The 16699-nt window shown below is 70.8% G+C and carries 16 protein-coding genes and 1 pseudogene; 7 read left to right on the forward strand and 10 right to left on the reverse strand.

The window, feature by feature from the left end; genetic code table 11:
* Positions 1-283: 283 nt before the first annotated feature.
* Entirely contained in the window at positions 284-883 is a 600-nt protein-coding gene (locus BIU91_RS00490; RefSeq protein ID WP_071403761.1) for a biotin transporter BioY, read from the reverse strand.
* A gap of 115 nt (positions 884-998) precedes the next feature.
* On the opposite strand from BIU91_RS00490, the gene BIU91_RS00495 reads away from it, so the two are divergent.
* Positions 999-2597, forward strand: a complete 1599-nt coding sequence (locus BIU91_RS00495) for an ABC-F family ATP-binding cassette domain-containing protein (RefSeq protein ID WP_071403762.1) — start codon at positions 999-1001, stop codon at positions 2595-2597.
* A 618-nt stretch (positions 2598-3215) separates the two neighbouring features.
* On the opposite strand, the gene BIU91_RS00500 is transcribed toward BIU91_RS00495, so the two are convergent.
* From BIU91_RS00500 to BIU91_RS00510, 3 genes and pseudogenes are all read right to left on the reverse strand, one after another.
* Entirely contained in the window at positions 3216-4199 is a 984-nt protein-coding gene (locus tag BIU91_RS00500) for an SURF1 family protein (protein ID WP_084740354.1), read from the reverse strand.
* Between the two features lie 98 nt (positions 4200-4297).
* Positions 4298-4504 (reverse strand): annotated as a pseudogene (locus tag BIU91_RS18020) (hypothetical protein); the annotation flags it as partial.
* Complete coding sequence (locus tag BIU91_RS00510; protein ID WP_051596733.1) at positions 4504-4926, reverse strand: DUF3099 domain-containing protein; 423 nt, start codon at positions 4924-4926, stop codon at positions 4504-4506. The gene BIU91_RS00510 and the pseudogene BIU91_RS18020, both read right to left, overlap by 1 nt.
* A gap of 166 nt (positions 4927-5092) precedes the next feature.
* Here BIU91_RS00510 and fabG point away from each other — a divergent pair, with 166 nt between their 5' ends.
* Positions 5093-5806 (forward strand): 3-oxoacyl-ACP reductase FabG, encoded by a 714-nt coding sequence (fabG, locus tag BIU91_RS00515; RefSeq protein ID WP_071403764.1) that lies wholly within the window; start codon positions 5093-5095, stop codon positions 5804-5806.
* A gap of 12 nt (positions 5807-5818) precedes the next feature.
* Here the strand turns inward: fabG and serB are convergent, their stop codons facing one another.
* Both serB and BIU91_RS00525 read right to left on the reverse strand, forming a co-directional pair.
* Positions 5819-6457, reverse strand: coding sequence for a phosphoserine phosphatase SerB (gene serB / locus BIU91_RS00520; RefSeq protein WP_071403765.1), 639 nt, complete (start codon positions 6455-6457; stop codon positions 5819-5821).
* Positions 6458-6570: 113 nt separating this feature from the next.
* Complete coding sequence (locus BIU91_RS00525; RefSeq protein ID WP_071403983.1) at positions 6571-7812, reverse strand: glucose-1-phosphate adenylyltransferase; 1242 nt, start codon at positions 7810-7812, stop codon at positions 6571-6573.
* 47 nt (positions 7813-7859) lie between these two features.
* Between BIU91_RS00525 and glgA the strand changes: the two genes are divergently transcribed.
* The 3 genes from glgA to BIU91_RS00540 all read left to right on the forward strand — a co-directional run bounded on the left by glgA (position 7860) and on the right by BIU91_RS00540 (position 10202).
* Positions 7860-9059, forward strand: coding sequence for a glycogen synthase (glgA, locus tag BIU91_RS00530; RefSeq protein ID WP_071403766.1), 1200 nt, complete (start codon positions 7860-7862; stop codon positions 9057-9059).
* Positions 9060-9068: 9 nt separating this feature from the next.
* Positions 9069-9851 (forward strand): ABC transporter ATP-binding protein, encoded by a 783-nt coding sequence (locus BIU91_RS00535; RefSeq protein ID WP_017887279.1) that lies wholly within the window; start codon positions 9069-9071, stop codon positions 9849-9851.
* Between the two features lie 102 nt (positions 9852-9953).
* Entirely contained in the window at positions 9954-10202 is a 249-nt protein-coding gene (locus BIU91_RS00540) for a type B 50S ribosomal protein L31 (RefSeq protein WP_017887280.1), read from the forward strand.
* A 179-nt stretch (positions 10203-10381) separates the two neighbouring features.
* Here BIU91_RS00540 and BIU91_RS00545 read toward each other — a convergent pair whose 3' ends face one another.
* A complete protein-coding gene (locus tag BIU91_RS00545; protein ID WP_216099620.1) occupies positions 10382-11128 on the reverse strand; it encodes a 3'-5' exonuclease in 747 nt (248 codons plus the stop codon).
* A 35-nt stretch (positions 11129-11163) separates the two neighbouring features.
* A complete protein-coding gene (gene treS / locus BIU91_RS00550; RefSeq protein WP_071403984.1) occupies positions 11164-12873 on the reverse strand; it encodes a maltose alpha-D-glucosyltransferase in 1710 nt (569 codons plus the stop codon).
* Between the two features lie 113 nt (positions 12874-12986).
* Between treS and BIU91_RS00555 the strand changes: the two genes are divergently transcribed.
* Both BIU91_RS00555 and BIU91_RS00560 read left to right on the forward strand, forming a co-directional pair.
* Entirely contained in the window at positions 12987-13979 is a 993-nt protein-coding gene (locus BIU91_RS00555; protein WP_253183649.1) for an alpha/beta hydrolase, read from the forward strand.
* Positions 13980-13984: 5 nt separating this feature from the next.
* A complete protein-coding gene (locus tag BIU91_RS00560; protein ID WP_071403986.1) occupies positions 13985-15055 on the forward strand; it encodes a glycosyltransferase family 1 protein in 1071 nt (356 codons plus the stop codon).
* Positions 15056-15193: 138 nt separating this feature from the next.
* On the opposite strand, the gene BIU91_RS00565 is transcribed toward BIU91_RS00560, so the two are convergent.
* Positions 15194-15925 (reverse strand): hypothetical protein, encoded by a 732-nt coding sequence (locus tag BIU91_RS00565; protein ID WP_071403767.1) that lies wholly within the window; start codon positions 15923-15925, stop codon positions 15194-15196.
* Positions 15926-15974: 49 nt separating this feature from the next.
* The gene (locus tag BIU91_RS00570; RefSeq protein WP_071403768.1) at positions 15975-16613 is read right to left on the reverse strand and encodes a histidine phosphatase family protein; all 639 of its coding nucleotides are present in this window, start codon (positions 16611-16613) and stop codon (positions 15975-15977) included.
* Between the last annotated feature and the right edge of the window lie 86 nt (positions 16614-16699).

A 16699-nucleotide genomic window follows, 5' to 3' on the forward strand; every position in this document is an offset into this window, starting at 1 on the left:
GAGGCGCGGTGCCAGCTGGCACCGCGCCTCCCGTCCGTCTGTGCGCACGCCACGCGCGGGGCGCGCCGCGGAGTGGTCGTGACCGCCCGCTCAAGTTCGCCGAGTGGTCACGTTCTGTCGGCTGACAGCGCTCCAGGCGACGGAATGCGACCACTCGGCGTCCGGGTGGCGGGGAGTCGTGAACGACCGAAACCCCGGCCCGGCCCCGCACGGACTGTTCACCCGCTCCGGACGCAGAACGGCCCCGCACCGATCAGGTGCGGGGCCGTTCTCGCGCGAGGTGTCAGCGGCGGCCGACGGCCTTCCAGGCGAGCGGCAGGATGCCCGCGGCGATGAGGGCCTTGGCGATGCCACCGACGATGAACGGGTACAGGCCGGCGGCGAGCACCGACTGGACGTCGTTCGGGGCGCCGAGCTGGCCGAGCGCCACGGCCAGGTACGGCAGGCCGGTCACGAACGGGATGGCACTCGCGAGCAGCATCGCGACCGCGGCGCGGCCGACGTTGCGGTCCCAGTTGCGACGGGCGAGCCAGCCGACGAGCCCGGCGGCGGGGATGAAGCCGATGACGTACCCGAAGCTCGGCAGGGCCAGGGCCTGCAGACCGCCCTGCATGTCGGCGAAGAACGGGGCACCCGCGAGTCCGGCGACGGCGTAGACGAGCAGCGAGAGCATGCCGCGACGTGCGCCGAGGGTCGCGCCGACGAGCACGACGGCCAGCGTCTGCCCGGTGATCGGGACCGGCCACATCGGGACCTCGAGCTGCGCCATCGCGGCGGTGAACAGGGCTCCGCCGGCGACGAGGGCGGCGTCGGTGGCCAGCCCGTGCGTGCGCAGACGGTCGGCGAGGACTGCGCGGGGAGCGAACCCGGTGGCGTTCGTCATGGATTCTCCTAGAATGGACTGCTGGTTCCGTTCGGAACCATCGGTCCCGTCAGCGTAGCGGTGCACCTCACGCACACACCGTTGTGCAAACCCACCAACTGATTGGACGTCCACTGTGCTTGCCGTGCACGAACTCGAGATCCGCGTCGGAGCTCGTCTCCTCATGGAGGACGTGTCCTTCCGTGTCGAGAAGGGCGACAAGATCGGACTCGTCGGCCGCAACGGCGCGGGGAAGACGACGATGACCAAGGCCCTCGCGGGCGAGACGCAGCCGAACGGCGGCACGATCGACCGCGGTGGGGAGATCGGCTACCTGCCGCAGGACCCCCGCTCCGGCGACCCGGAGGAGACCGCGCGGAAGCGCATCCTCGACGCCCGTGGGCTCGGGGAGCTCGTGGAGGGCATCCGCCTCGCGACCCTCGACATGGCGAGCGACGATGCGGCCGTGGCCGAGAAGGCGATGCGGCGCTACAGCCGCCTCGACGACCAGTTCAACGCGCTCGGTGGCTACGCGGCCGAGGCCGAGGCGGCGTCGATCGCCTCGAACCTGAAGCTGCCCGACCGCATCCTCGACCAGCAGCTCAAGACGCTCTCGGGTGGTCAGCGCCGCCGCATCGAGCTCGCCCGGATCCTGTTCTCGGACGCCGAGACGATGATCCTCGACGAGCCGACCAACCACCTCGACGCCGACTCGGTCGTGTGGCTCCGCGAGCACCTGAAGACCTACCCCGGCGGCGTCATCATCATCTCCCACGACGTCGAGCTCGTCGACGAGGTCGTGAACCGCGTCTTCTACCTGGACGCCAACCGCCAGACCATCGACATCTACAACATGGGCTGGAAGCTCTACCAGCGGCAGCGCGTCGCCGACGAGGAGCGCCGTCGCAAGGAGCGCGCGGGCGCCGAGAAGAAGGCCGCCACGCTCAAGGACCAGGCCGCCCGCTTCGGCGCCAAGGCGTCCAAGGCCGCGGCTGCGCACCAGATGGTCGCGCGTGCCGACAAGCTGCTCGCCGGCCTCGAGGACGAGCGTGTCGCCGACCGGGTCGCGAAGATCCGCTTCCCCACCCCGGCGCCGTGCGGCCGCACCCCGCTGATGGCCGAGGGGCTGTCGAAGTCGTACGGGTCGCTCGAGATCTTCGCGGGTGTCGACCTGGCGATCGACCGCGGTTCGCGCGTGGTCATCCTCGGCTTCAACGGTGCGGGCAAGACGACGCTGCTGCGCATCCTGGCGGGTGCCGACCAGCCCGACACCGGCGAGATTCAGCCCGGTCACGGTCTGCGCATCGGCTACTACGCGCAGGAGCACGAGAACATCGACATCAACCGCACCGTGATCGAGAACATGGTGTCGGCGTCGACGGACCTCAACGAGACCGAGGCCCGGAGGGTGCTCGGCTCGTTCCTGTTCACGGGCGACGACGGCTACAAGAAGGCCGGTGTCCTGTCCGGTGGTGAGAAGACGCGTCTGTCGCTCGCGATGATCGTGGTGTCCGGCGCGAACGTCCTGCTGCTCGACGAGCCGACGAACAACCTGGACCCGGCTTCGCGCGAGGAGATCCTCAACGCCCTGGCCGGCTTCGAGGGGGCGGTCGTCCTGGTGTCCCACGACGCCGGCGCGGTCGAGGCGCTCAACCCCGAGCGCGTCCTGCTGCTGCCGGACGGCACCGAGGACCACTGGAATAAGGACTACGCGGAGCTCATCGAGCTCGCGTAGCCGCCGCGCGTGTGGTCGGGCGAGGCCCGTCCGCACGGTGCGGTGTTCGCGGTCCGGTGCGGCGTTGCGTGCTGGGTGCCCGCTTGTGGCGCTGCACGGTGCGCGGAAGCGCGCACGGGGTTGCGAGGTCCGCACGGTGCGGCCTGGAGGCGCGGTGCCGGTCGTGCGTCGCGCCTCCCGTCTGCACGGTGCCGCGTTGGCCATCCGGTGCGGCGTTGCGTGCTGGGTGGCCGTTTGTGGCGCTGCACGGTGCGCGGAAACGCGCACGGGGTTGCGGGGTGCGCACGGTGCGGCCTGGAGGCGCGGTGCCGGTCGTCCGTCGCGCCTCCCGTCCGCACGGTTCCGGTTTTGCCATCCGGTGCGGTGTTGCGTGCTGGGTGCCCGCTTGTGGGGCTGCACGGTGCGCCCAAGCGGGCACGGGGTTGCGGGGTGCGCACGGTGCGGCCGGGAGGCGCGGTGCCGGTCGTGCGTCGCGCCTCCCGTCCGCACGGTGCCGCGTTCGCCATCCGGTGCGGCGTTGCGTGCTGGGTGGCCGTTTGTGGCGCTGCACGGTGCGCGGAACCGCGCACGGGGTTGCGAGGTGCGCACGGTGCGCTGACGCGCACCCTCGGCCGCGCGTCAGCGACGTGACGCGATGAGCTCGTCCTCGATCTCGGCGTCGGTCTTCGGCTTCGCGTTCTTGCGGCGTTCGCGCTCGAGTGCGCGCTCGCGCTCCTCGGGGTCGTCCTGGTTGAGGTTCCGGTACTCCTGCACCATCACGTACGCCAGGAACCCGAAGCCCCCGGCGGCGAACAGGAACCACTGGATGAAGTAGCTGAGGTGCAGCCCGGTGTCGGCGTTCGGACGCTCCCAGCCGAGCGGGCGTGCCTCGGTCGGGGCGGGGGACTCGGAGGCGAGTTGCCCGTACGCACCGGTCCAGATCGGGTCGTCGACCTTGTTCGCCACGTCGGCCAGGGTCACCGACTGCACCTGGTCGGTGTCCTTCGGGTCGGATCGGCCGGGGATGCGTGGCTCGCTCTGCTGCAGGCGGACGATCGCGGTGACCTCGCCGGACGGGGGAGCGGGCACGTGGTCGGGTGCGTCCTGGGCGTTGCCGGTCGGCACCCACCCGCGGTCGACGATGAAGGCGCGGCCCTCGGACGTGACCAGGGGCGTCAGGACCTCGAACCCGGGCTGCCCGTTGTGCACGCGGTTGCGCACGAGCAGCTGCGAGTCGACGTCGTAGCGGCCGGTCACGGCGACCCGGAGCCACTCCTGCTCGTCCTGCCAACTCGAGGCCTTCGGCAGCGCCCGGTCGAGGGGGACGGGGGTGTGGTCGTAGTTCTGCGCGACCTGCTCGTTCTGCCGGACGGCCTCGTTGCGGCGGTCCCACTGCCACATGCCGAACAGTGCGCACACGATGGCGAAGGCGACCGCGATCGCGAAGTAGCCGAGCCAGCGGCGGCTCCGGACGAAGCGCCAGCCGACGAACGGTTCGTGGGGGTCCCGACCGGACGAGCCCGACCTGGTGTCGTCGGTCGAGCGGGACTCCGCCGCGGCGCGCTGCAGCTTGGCGGCGTGCTTGCGGCCGTACCGGGACTGCGGGTCGAAGCCGTCGGTCATCGCGAGGTGCCGGTGGAGCGCACCCCGACGTCGTTCTTCGGCGCCGCCGTCGACTCGCGCTCGTCGTCGAGGTGGTCGACGTCCTCGTGCATGCCGGTGACGCGCACCGGGAAGGAGCGGGACCGCAGGTAGTCGGCCAGGAAGTCGCGGTGTTCTTCGCACGCGGCCCAGATCTTCACGCGGTCGATCGCGTGGATCCGGGGATTGCGCCAGTTCACACGCCACCCGGCCGTCGACACGCAGCCGGCACGCGAGCACACCGGGGTGGATCCGGGTTCGGTCTGCAGGTCGAACGTCGCACCCATCAGCGGGGCCCCCACATCTTCGATCGGTCGCCGTTGCGCTGCCACTCGTCCTGCGCGTGCTGCGCCTGCTGGCGGAGGCGGTCCTGCTCGTCGCGGTAGGCCTGGGCCCGGGCGTCCTCCTGCTGTTCGCGGAGACGCGGGTCGACGGCGTCGTAGAGCTCGATGGACCCGGCGGGGGAGATCATGTCGCTCTCGGTCCGGCTGCCGGCGTTCGCGATGACGACGGCGACCCAGGGGATCACCGCGGCGAGGACGATCGGGATGACCGCGAGCCATGAGTGCCAGATCGAGTACACGAGCACGGCGGAGATGAAGAGGACCACTCGGATGGCCATCTGCCAGACGTAGCGGGACAGGCGGTGCGCCCGGTCCTGCTCCGGTGTGTCCGGCAGCGACGTGATGCTCGTGTGCGTGCTCTTCATACAGATGGTCTCCGTCTACCCGTGGTCAAGCCTAATCCCGCCGGACCGATCGTGGGTGCGCCGCGCGCGAACCGGCGGGGTGGTCCGCTCCGGTACGCTCGTCCGGGCGTGTCCGCCGGGTCCCCGGCACCGCGTGCCGAGCAGATCCCACCGAAACGGAGCGACCATGAGCACCCCCCGTACCGTCCTCATCACCGGCGGCAACCGCGGCATCGGCCACGCCCTGGCCGAGCGGTTCGTCGCCGCCGGCCACCGGGTCGCCGTGACGTCGCGCAGCGGTCAGGGTGGTCCCGAGGGCGCCCTGACGGTGCAGGCCGACATCACCGACACGGCCTCCGTCGACGCCGCGTTCACGCAGGTCGAGGCCGAGCTCGGTCCGATCGAGGTCCTCGTCGCGAACGCCGGCATCACGAACGACCAGCTGCTCCTCCGCATGTCCGAGGACGACTTCACCAGCGTGGTCGACACGAACCTCACGGGCACCTTCCGCGTCGTCAAGCGCGCCACGAAGGGCATGATGAAGGCCAAGTTCGGCCGTATCGTGCTGATGTCGAGCGTCGTGGGCGCCTACGGCCAGATCGGCCAGGTCAACTACGCGTCCTCGAAGGCCGCCCTGGTCGGCATGGCCCGGTCGATCACGCGTGAGCTCGGTTCGCGCGGCATCACCGCCAACGTCGTGGCGCCCGGCTTCATCCAGACGGACATGACCGCCGCACTCTCCGAGGAGCTGCAGGCCGAGTTCAAGAAGGCGATCCCGGCCGCCCGCTACGGCACGGTCGACGACGTCGCCGACGCCACGCTGTTCCTGGCGAGCGACGGCGCCGGGTACGTCTCCGGTGCGATCATCCCGGTCGACGGTGGCCTCGGGATGGGCCACTAGCCCTCGGACTGATCAGCCGCGCAGACCGAGCGTCGCGAGCACGGCAGACAGGTCACGGTCGACGACCGCGACGTCCGCCTGCTCCCGCACGCGAGGCTTCGCGTCGAACGCCACCGACAGCGCGGCGACGCGCATCATCTCGAGGTCGTTCGCGCCGTCGCCGATGGCGATGGTCCGTGCCGGGTCGACCCCGTCGGCGTCCGCCCACTCGCGGAGCGCGACGGCCTTGGCGTGCGCGTCGACCACGTCGCCGAGCACGCGGCCGGTGAGCACGCCGTCGGTGACCTCGAGGCGGTTCGCCCGGCAGTGGTCGAGCCCGAGCTGCTCGGCGAACGGGTCGAGCACCTCGTGGAACCCGCCCGACACCACGCCGACGGTGCCGCCTGCGGCGTGCACCCCACGGACGAGCTGGTCGGCGCCCCGCGTCACACAGACCGACTGCTGTGCGCGGACGAAGACGTCTGCCTGGAGGCCCGCAAGGGTCGCGACACGCTCCCGGAGGCTCTCGGCGAAGTCGAGTTCCCCGCGCATGGCGCGCTCCGTGATCGCCGCCACCTGTGGCCGGGTCCCGGCGCTGTCGGCGAGCAGTTCGATCACCTCGTCCTCGAGGAGCGTGGAATCGGCATCGAGGACGACGAGGAAGCGGGGCACGCACCAACGGTACCGACTGACGAAAGGCACGGCCGCGTCCGTGACGCGAGCCGTGCCTCCAGGCCGTCCGTCCGGGGCTGCGCCCCGGGTGTCTGCTTGTCTACGCGTCGTGCCTATGCGTCGACGCGGACGCCCTTGCCGACCACGGTGATCCCCGACTCGGTGACGGTGAAGCCGCGTGCCTCGTCGGCCTCGCGGTCGACGCCGACCTGCGCGCCCGGTGCGATGACGACGTCCTTGTCGAGGATGGCGCGGTTGACGACCGCGCCGGCGCCGATGGTGGCGCGCTCGAAGACGATCGAGTCGAGGACCTTCGCGCCGGAATCGATCGAGCACCAGGGCCCGATCATGCTGCGCTCGACCTGCGCACCCGACACCAGGCAGCCGAGCGACACGAGCGAGTCCACCGTGGACCCGGTGTTGCCGTTCGCGTCGCGGACGAACTTCGCCGGCGGCAGGTTCGTCTGCTGGTTGAAGATCGGCCAGTCCTGGTTGTACAGGTTGAAGACCGGGACCGGGGCGATGAGGTCCATGTGGGCGTCGAAGAACGAGTCGATCGTGCCCACGTCGCGCCAGTAGTACTTGTCGCGGTCGGTGGAACCGGGGACCTCGTTGCGCTGCAGGTCGTACACGCCGGCGTCGCCGCGGTTGACGAAGTCGGGGACGATGTCGCCGCCCATGTCGTGTGCCGACGTCTCGAGCTGGCCGTCGCGCAGGACCGCGTCGACGAGGGCGTCCGCGTTGAACACGTAGTTGCCCATCGAGGCCAGGATCTCGCCGGGGGAGTCGGCCAGACCGATCGCATCCTTCGGCTTCTCGAGGAACGCCTCGATCTTCGTGGGGTCGTCGTCGGCCACCTGGATCACGCCGAACTGGTCGGCGAGCCCGATCGGCTGACGGATCGCCGCCACCGTGGCACTGCGGCCGGACGCGATGTGCGCCTCGACCATCTGGTGGAAGTCCATCCGGTACACGTGGTCCGCACCGACGACGACCACGATGTCGGGGCGTTCGTCGCGCAGCAGGTTGAGCGACTGCAGGATCGCGTCGGCCGAGCCGGCGAACCAGCGCTTGCCGAGCCGCTGCTGCGCGGGGACGGACGCGACGTAGGAGCCGAGCAGCCCCTCCATGCGCCACGTCTCCGCGACGTGCCGGTCGAGACTGTGCGACTTGTACTGGGTCAGGACGACGATCTTCTGCAGACCGGAGTTGACCAGGTTCGACAGTGCGAAGTCGATGAGACGGAAGTTGCCGCCGAACGGGACGGCGGGCTTCGCGCGATCGGCCGTGAGCGGCATGAGTCGTTTGCCCTCGCCGCCGGCGAGCACGATGCCGAAGACCTTCTTTGGTGCCATGCCGCTCACAGTAGGCGTCAGCACTGGGAACCGGTTACGTTGAACCAGTGCGAGTCGATCTGCTGACCAGGGAGTATCCGCCGGAGGTCTACGGCGGAGCGGGTGTCCACGTGTCCGAACTCACCGCCGCGTTGCGGTCGGGGACGGACACGGAAGTCCGTGTCCGGGCCTTCGGGGCCTTCCGTGACGAACCCGACGTGTGGGGCTACCGGACCCCGGACGGCCTCGGCCAGGCGAACGGCGCGCTGCAGGCCCTCGGCACCGACGTGGCCATCGCGGCCGACGTCGAGGGTGCCGACCTCGTGCACTCGCACACCTGGTACGCGAACTCCGCGGGCCGGATCGCGCAGCTGACCTACGGCATCCCCCACATCGTGACCGCCCACAGCCTCGAGCCGCTCCGCCCGTGGAAGGCCGAGCAGCTCGGCGGCGGCTACCGCCTGTCCAGCTGGATGGAGCGCGAGGCGTTCGAACACGCCGACGGCGTCATCGCGGTCTCGAAGGCCATGCGTGCGGACATCCTGCGTTCGTACCCGTCGATCGACCCCGCGAAGGTCCACGTCGTCTACAACGGCATCGACATCGACGCGTGGAAGCCGACCGTCGACGAGGACGCCGTGCGCGCCCTCGGCATCGACCCGACGCGCCCGAGCGTCGTGTTCGTCGGACGCATCACCCGCCAGAAGGGCCTGCCGTACCTGCTCCGCGCCGTGGCGTCGCTGCCGTCGGACGTGCAGATCGTGCTGTGCGCCGGCGCGCCGGACACCCCCGAGATCCTGGCCGAGGTCACCGAGCTCGTCGAGGGCCTCCGCGCGGAACGTGAAGGCGTCGTCTGGATCGACCGGATGCTCGCGCACGAGGAGATCGTGAACGTGCTGTCCTCGGGCACCGTGTTCGTGTGCCCGTCGGTCTACGAGCCGCTCGGCATCGTGAACCTCGAGGCCATGGCGTGCGGCATCCCGGTCGTCGGCACCGGCACCGGGGGCATCCCCGAGGTCGTCGCCGACGGGCTCACCGGTCGCATCGTCCCGATCGACCAGGTGCAGGACGGCACCGGGACCCCGACCGACCCCGACCGCTTCGTGGCCGACCTCGCCGCGACCCTCACCGAGGTGCTCGCCGACGAGGGGCTGGCGAAGCTCATGGGACGCGCCGGACGGCTCCGTGTCGAGACCGAGTTCACCTGGGACGCGATCGCCACCAGGACACGGCAGGTCTACGACCGGGTGCTCGGCCAGAACCCGTAGGCTGGTCGCATGCCCTCGGTCGTGCGCTTGTCAGACGTCTCCGTGGTCCGCAACGGGGCCACCATCCTCGACGCGATCTCGTGGGAGGTGCAGGACGACGAACGCTGGGTCGTGCTCGGCGCGAACGGCGCCGGCAAGACGACGCTGCTGCAGGTCGCCGGTGCCCAGACGTTCCCGACCTCGGGCGACGTCGAGGTGCTCGGGACCGAACTCGGCGGTGCCGACCTGTTCGAGCTCCGCCCGCGCATCGGCTTCGCGTCGACCGCGCTGGCCCGTCGCATCCCGGTAACCGAGAAGGTCATCGACGTCGTGCTCACCGCGGCGTACTCGGTGACGGGCCGCTGGAACGAGGAGTACGAGGAGCTCGACGTCCGCCGCGCGCAGCGCGTGCTCGAGGAGTGGGGCCTGGGGTCCTTCACCGACCGCACGTTCGGCGACCTGAGCGACGGCGAGCAGAAGCGCGTGCAGATCGCCCGTGCCGTGATGACCGACCCGGAGATCCTGTTCCTCGACGAACCGGCCGCGTCGCTCGACCTCGGTGCCCGTGAGAGCCTCGTCCGCACCCTCGGCGGCTACGCCCAGAGCGCCGACTCGCCGGCCATCGTCATCGTGACCCACCACGTCGAGGAGATCCCGGCCGGCTTCACCCACGCGCTCGTCCTCGCCGACGGCCACGTGCAGGCCGCAGGCCCCATCGACGAGGTCCTGACGGACCAGACCCTGACCGAGGCGTTCGGCATCGACCTCTCGGTCACCAAGGACGCCGGTCGCTACACGGCACGCGCCGCGTAGCGCTGCGATCCCGCCGTCTCTCTGGTATCGTGGACAGCTGGCGCAAGCCGACGACTTCCCGCGCAGTTCGCGCAATCCCATCACCGCTATCGAGGAATCTCCATGAAGACCGACACCCACCCCGAGTACCGCGCCATCGTCTTCCGCGACCTGGCCTCCGGTGAGACGTTCCTGACGCGTTCGACCGCGAACAGCGACAAGACCATCGAGCTCGACGGTGCGACCTACCCGGTCATCGACGTCGAGATCTCGTCCGCTTCGCACCCGTTCTACACGGGCAAGCAGCGCATCCTCGACTCGGCCGGTCGCGTCGAGAAGTTCAACCAGCGCTTCAAGGGCTTCAGCAAGTAAGCAGCCCCCACGCAACGCCCACGGGCGGTCCTCCTCCGGGAGGGCCGCCCGTTCGCGTTGTGCGGTGTCCACGGCTGCCGCTGACCCAGGGACACGGGACACCGGTGTTTGCGCGTCACACCGCGGTCTGCGGGTGTTCGGCGCGCGAACACCGGTGCTCTGCGAGGGGCAGTGCGGGGTCAGGCGCCGTTGCGGTGGGGCCAGCGGCCGTCGGCGGTGAACGTCGGATCGCGCTTCTTGCGCATGTAGTCCTGGAACGAGGTGGCCTGCTCGGCGCACCAGCCGACCTGCTTGCGGTGGAGTTCCTCGGCGGAGATGCCGAGCTCGTCCGGGTACTTGCCCGCGATGGCCTGGGCGACACGCCCGGCAGCGATCGCGTCGGCACCGGCGTCGTGGGCGTCGTCGAGCGTGACGCCGTAGAGCTCGGACGCGGCCTCGAGCGTGCGCTTGCCCTTGCGGAAGGTGTCGAGCGCCTTGTCGATCACCAGCGGGTCGACGATGTTGCCGATGACGGGGGAGGCGAACCCGTGCCGCTTCGCTTCGCGGTCGAGGACGGTGAGGTCGTACGGGGCGTTGTAGATCACCAAGGGGATGCCCCGGGCGAACACGGCCTCGATCGCGGCGATGATCTCGGCGACGACCTCGGCCGCAGGGCGTCCCTCGGCCTGGGCACGCTCGGTGGTGTAGCCGTGCACGGCGGCGGCGCCCTCCGGGATCGGGACACCGGGGTCCGCGATCCAGGCACCCTCGACGATGGAGGCCCCGGTCATGTCGATGAGCCCGACGTGGGCGGTGACGATGCGGGCCGTCTCGACGTCGACCCCGGTGGTCTCGAGGTCGAAGACGCCCAGCGCGTGCCACCAGGGCCGACCCGTGAGGTCCTGGGACGGAGCGGGCGCGTCGAGCTGTGCTGTGGGGAACGTCACGCGGTCAGGCTAACGGGACGCACCGACACCCCCGACTACCGGGTCGGCGCGCCGACGTGCAGCCAGTAGAACGACTGCGTGCCCATGGTGAGCGTGACGGTGCCGTCCTCGTCGAACGACGGGAACGAGCTGCCGCCGAACAGGTCGTAGAGCGGGCGTCCCGCGAACTCCGGCGCGGAGATCGTGACCGAGGTCGGGTTCGTCGCGAACGAGAACACGCACAGGACGTCCTCGGCGGACGGCCCGAACTGCTGGCCGGAGCCCTCCCACGAGCGGACGAAGGCGAGCACCGAGTCGTTCGAGGTCTCCTGCACGTGCAGGGAGCCGAGGCCGAACACCGGGTGGGCCTTGCGCGTGTGGATGACGTTCCGGACCCAGTGCAGCAGCGAGCGCGACTGGGCGAGCTGCGCCTCGACGTTGACCTGCGCGTAGTTGTACACGAGCGACTGGACGACGGGTAGGTAGAGCTTGCCCGGGTCAGCGGTGGAGAAGCCGGCGTTGCGGTCCGGCGTCCACTGCATCGGCGTGCGCGAGGAGTCACGGTCCGGCAGCCAGATGTTGTCACCCATCCCGATCTCGTCGCCGTAGTACAGGAACGGCGAACCGGGCAGCGAGAACAGCAGCGCGTGGATGAGCTCGAGCTCGGCGCGCGAGTTGTCGAGCAGGGGAGCGAGGCGTCGGCGGATCCCGATGTTCGAGCGCATCCGCGGGTCGTAGCCGTACCAGCCGTACATCGCCTGCCGGTACTCCTCGCTCACCATCTCGAGCGTGAGCTCGTCGTGGTTGCGGAGGAAGACGCCCCACGCCGCGCTGGCCGGCACGTCGAGGGTCTCGGACAGGATCGCCTTGAGCTCGGCGGCGTGCTGTGCCCGGAGCGAGTAGAAGATGCGCGGCATCACCGGGAAGTCGAACGCCATGTGGCACTCGGGCTCCTCGTCGGTGCCGAAGAACGCCGCCGTCTCGCGCGGCCACTGGTTGGCCTCGGCCAGGAGCACACGGCCGGGGTACTCGTCGTCGACCATCGCGCGGAGCTTCTTGATGAACTCGTGGGTCTCCGGCTCGCCCTCGCCGTTGCCCTCCTCCGACTCGAACAGGTACGGGATCGCGTCGAGCCGGAGCCCGTCGACGCCCATGTCGAGCCAGTGCCGGACGACGTCGTAGATCGCCTCGATGACCGCGGGGTTCTCGAAGTTCAGGTCCGGCTGGTGCGAGAAGAAGCGGTGGAAGAAGAACTGGCGTCGGACCGGGTCGAAGGTCCAGTTGGACTCCTCGGTGTCGACGAAGATGATGCGGATGTTGGAGTAGTCCTCGTCCGTGTCCCGCCAGACGTAGAAGTCGCCGTAGGGGCCGTCCGGGTCCTCGCGGGACTGCTGGAACCACTCGTGCTGGTCGCTGGTGTGGTTGATCACCATGTCGATCACGATGCGCATGTTCCGCTCGTGCGACTTCGTCACGAGCTCGCGGAAGTCGTCGAGCGTGCCGAACTCCGGCAGGATCGCCCGGTAGTCGGCGATGTCGTACCCGCCGTCGCGCATCGGCGACTGGAAGAACGGCGGGAGCCACAGGGCGTCCACGCCGAGCCACTGCAGGTAGTCGAGCTTGCCGATCACGCCCTGGATGTCGCCGATGCCGTCTCCGTTGGAGTCGACGAACGACCGGATCATGCACTCGTAGAAGACCGAGCGCTTGTACCACTGCGGGTCGAGCGTCAGGCCGGGCAGCTGGATCGGGGCTGTGAAGGTCACCGTGCTCCTCGTCGTCATCGACGGACCGGTCGACGGCCCGCCCCGGACACGATAGGCGCGAGATGCTGCGGGTGTCCGGGGTTTCGTGCGGTTCGCTCCCTAGACTGGCGCGGATGCAACCGCCCGTGCTCTCCCCGTACCAGTCGTTGATGGCCGCCACCCCGGTCGTGCACCGGGCCGTCCAGGTCGACGGCCGGACCACGCACTACTGGGTCTACGGGCCCGAGGATGCGGATCGCACCGTGCTCGCCGTGCACGGGTTCCGCGGGGACCACCACGGGCTCGAGACCATCGCCGCGCACCTCGAAGGTGTCCGTGTGATCGTGCCCGACCTGCCCGGTTTCGGCGTGTCCGACCCGCTGCCGGTGTCGGACATCGACGCGTACGTGGCCTGGCTGACGGGGTTCCACGCCGCGCTCGGGCTCGGCCGCGACACCGTGGTGCTCGGGCACTCGTTCGGGTCGATCGTGGTGTCGGCCACCGTCGCCGCCGGGCTCGACACCCGGTTGCTCGTCCTCGTCAACCCCATCGCGGCCCCGGCACTGCAGGGACCGCGTGCCGTGGGGACCGCGATCGCGATCGGGTACTACCGCGCCGGTGCGGTGCTGCCGAAGCCGATCGGGCTCGGGATCCTGCGGAACGGCGCGATCGTCCGGGCGATGAGCATCGCGATGCTGAAGTCGCACGACCCCGCCGTCCGCCGATGGGTGCACGACCAGCACGACCGCTACTTCTCGGCCTTCGCGAACCGCACGAGCGTGCTCGAGGCGTTCCGCACCTCGGTCACCCACGACGTCTCCGAGTACGCCGACCGGATCACGGTGCCCGTGCTGCTCGTCGCGGCCGAGCACGACGACATCACCGCCGTCCCCGAACAGCGCGCGCTCGCCGAGCGTCTGCGGGACGCCGAGCTCGTCGTGATCCCGGGAGTCGGCCACCTGGTGCACTACGAGACGCCGGCTCCGGCCGCGGCGGCGGTGCTCCGCCGGATGGCGGACACGACCGGGCGTGCCGGACGCCAGGGACGCACTGGACGCGGCGCGGCGGCGACGGACAGCCGACCGTCGGGGGCGGGGCGGGCCTCCCGGACGGCGGACGCGTCGTGACGCGCCTGCGCATCGGCATCGACTGCCGGTACGTGCGGATCGGTCGGCACGACGGCATCAGCCGGTTCACCGCGGGGGTCGTCGCGCACCTGCCGGACCGCCATGACTACGTGCTGCTCGTCAGCGACGACCGCCAGCTCGAGTCGCTGCCGAGGGACCTGCCGTGGGAGCTGCTGCCCGCGCCGACGGACGCGGGGGAGCCGCTCGTCGCCCGGCGCGTCAACCGGCTCGGGCTCGACGCGGTGTTCTCGCCCATGCAGACGATGGGGTCGCGGGGGCGCCGGTACGCGCTCGTCCTGACGCTGCACGACCTGATCTACTACCGCAACCGCACGCCCCCGCGGGAGTTCTCGTGGCCGCTGCGGCTCGGCTGGCGGGCGTTCCACCTGTCCTGGGCGCCGCAGCGGTTCCTGCTGAACGGCGCCGACGGGGTGGTGACGGTGTCGGAGACGACCGCCGGGCTGATCGCCGAGCACCGGCTGACGAAGCGACCCGTGACGGTCGCCTACAACGCGGCCGACCCGGCGACACCGCGGGTGGCCGGAGCGCCACGTGGACGCTCGCTCGTCTACATGGGCTCGTTCATGCCGTACAAGAACGTCGAGACCCTGGCGGCGGCGCTGCCGCTCCTGGGGGCGGACTGGACGCTGCACTGCATGTCGCGGGTGTCCGACGCCGACCGTGCACGGCTCGAGGCGCTGGCTCCCACGGGGACGATCGTGTTCCACGACGGCGCCACGGACGAGGAGTACCTGTCCGTGCTCCGTTCGGCCACCGCGCTGGCGACCGCGTCGTACGACGAGGGGTTCGGCATCCCGCTCGTCGAGGCAATGGGCGTCGGGACCCCGGTCGTCGTCAGCGACATCCCGATCTTCCGGGAGATCGGCGGCTCGGCTGCGGAGTACTTCGACCCGGCGTCGCCGTCCGCCCTTGCCGCGGCCGTCCGGCGGGTCGAGGAACGGTGGGACGAGGCCTCGCGGCAGTCGATCGAGCGTGCCGGTCGGTTCCGGTGGCAGGACTCGGCGGAGCAGGTCGTCCGGGCCGTCGAGCGGGCCGTGGGGGACCGGCGGGGCTGAGGGCTGGTGCGGGCGCGGGCGCCGGCGCTTGCGGTTCGCGGAGATGCGGAACGACGATGTCGATGTCGTACGACGTCGACCGTGTCGTCCCACGTCGGACGCGCCACCGCCGCGCCACCCCGCGCGACCACCACACCGTCACTCCGGCGCGATGACCTGCACGTCCGCCCCGGGGAACACCTTCTGCGTCTCCTCGGTGACCCGCGACACGATCGGCGGCACCGCGGCGCCCCGACCCGGGGTCCGCACGACGATCGACTGGTCGCGTGCGGCGTCGGACGGGTCGCCGCCGCGCTCCCACGAGCAACGGACCTCCGTCACACCGCCGATGTGGTCGAGCGTGTTCGCCAGTGCCAGGCGCTTCGCCGCGACCCCACCGGCACCGGTGACGCCGATCTCCAGGTTGCCGAGGTCGGCGACCACGACGACGCGGACACCGTTGCCACCGGACTCGTCGGCTGCGCGGCTGATGGCGGCGACCAGGTCACGCCGGGCAGCGGGGTCGAGCGCCGGGTCCGCCCGGACCGAGGCGATGGCGTCGTAGCTCGCGAACGCCGTCTTCGACGGGGCATGGTGCCGCACGTCGGTGACGCCGGGCAGCGCACGCACGCGCGTGTCGAACCGGTCGAGCGCCACGTCCGGCCGTGGGAAGACCCCGCCGATGCCGTTCTGGACGCTCCCGATGATCGACCCGAGCACCACGGCGATGACCGCGACCACCGCGAGGGTGCTGCCGCCGATGATGAACCACGTGCGGGCCCGGGTGCGGGTGGGGACGCTCGCCGTCTCGGGACCGAACACTTGGTCGAGGTCGTCGGCCTGCTGGTCGAGGGCATGCTGGCCGTGTCGGCTGGTTCCGTCGTCGGACATGTGGCTCCCCTCACCCCGGTGTGCGGGTGCGTCGGAGCCTAGTCCCCGGTCAGCCCCGGCGCTCCAAGGGGTTCTGGTACTCGAACGCGGACCCTCCGGTGGTGTCGGACACGTCGTCGATCGGGTCGTCGAACCGGACGAGTTCGGCGTGGAAGCGCTCGGGGTCCCACCGGAACGAGTGGATGGACCCGTTGCGGATCGGGGTGTTGCGGCGGTCGGCCGTGCCGGGGGCGGCGGCGTTCACGACACTGCGGATCACCGCGCCGTGGGTCGCGACCACGACGACGCCGGCATCGAACCGGACCGCGATCTCACCGAGGGTCTCGGTGACGCGGGCGAGCAGCGCGGAGCGGGACTCCCGACCGGGGATGTCGTCGTGCGGGTACCGTGCCGACACCTCGTCGTCGGTCAGGCCCTCGGCCTCGCCGTAGGAGCGCTCGGCCAGGCCCGGGTACGTCGTCGGTGCGTCGAGGCCCAGGCGGTCGGCGATGATCGCGCCCGTCTCGGCCGCACGGGACAGCGGGGAGGCGACGACCGCGTCGAACGGCCGGCGGGTCAGGAGCTCGGCGGCCTCGGCGGCCTGCCGTCGTCCGGTGTCGTTGAGCGGGATGTCGGTCGAGCCCTGGATGCGGCGTTGCGCGTTCCAGTCGGTCTCGCCGTGCCGGACGAGGTACAGGAGGGTCGTCACCCGTCGATCTTCGCAGACGCGCCCGGCAAGCCCGTCCGGCGGCAGCGCCCGCGCGGGTGCAGGCAGCGCCCGCGCGGGTCCAGCCC

The sequence above is a fragment of the Curtobacterium sp. MMLR14_002 genome, from assembly GCF_001864975.1.
GTDB classification, from domain to species: domain Bacteria; phylum Actinomycetota; class Actinomycetes; order Actinomycetales; family Microbacteriaceae; genus Curtobacterium; species Curtobacterium flaccumfaciens.

Bases quoted from the DNA above. Each gene is read 5' to 3' on its own strand.
- BIU91_RS00490 (WP_071403761.1), bottom strand. From the start codon at position 883: ATGACGAACGCCACCGGGTTCGCTCCCCGCGCAGTCCTCGCCGACCGT.
- BIU91_RS00500 (WP_084740354.1), bottom strand. From the start codon at position 4,199: ATGACCGACGGCTTCGACCCGCAGTCCCGGTACGGCCGCAAGCACGCC.
- BIU91_RS00510 (WP_051596733.1), bottom strand. From the start codon at position 4,926: ATGAAGAGCACGCACACGAGCATCACGTCGCTGCCGGACACACCGGAG.
- fabG (WP_071403764.1), top strand. From the start codon at position 5,093: ATGAGCACCCCCCGTACCGTCCTCATCACCGGCGGCAACCGCGGCATC.
- BIU91_RS00525 (WP_071403983.1), bottom strand. From the start codon at position 7,812: ATGGCACCAAAGAAGGTCTTCGGCATCGTGCTCGCCGGCGGCGAGGGC.
- BIU91_RS00535 (WP_017887279.1), top strand. From the start codon at position 9,069: ATGCCCTCGGTCGTGCGCTTGTCAGACGTCTCCGTGGTCCGCAACGGG.
- BIU91_RS00540 (WP_017887280.1), top strand. From the start codon at position 9,954: ATGAAGACCGACACCCACCCCGAGTACCGCGCCATCGTCTTCCGCGAC.
- BIU91_RS00555 (WP_253183649.1), top strand. From the start codon at position 12,987: ATGCAACCGCCCGTGCTCTCCCCGTACCAGTCGTTGATGGCCGCCACC.
- BIU91_RS00565 (WP_071403767.1), bottom strand. From the start codon at position 15,925: ATGTCCGACGACGGAACCAGCCGACACGGCCAGCATGCCCTCGACCAG.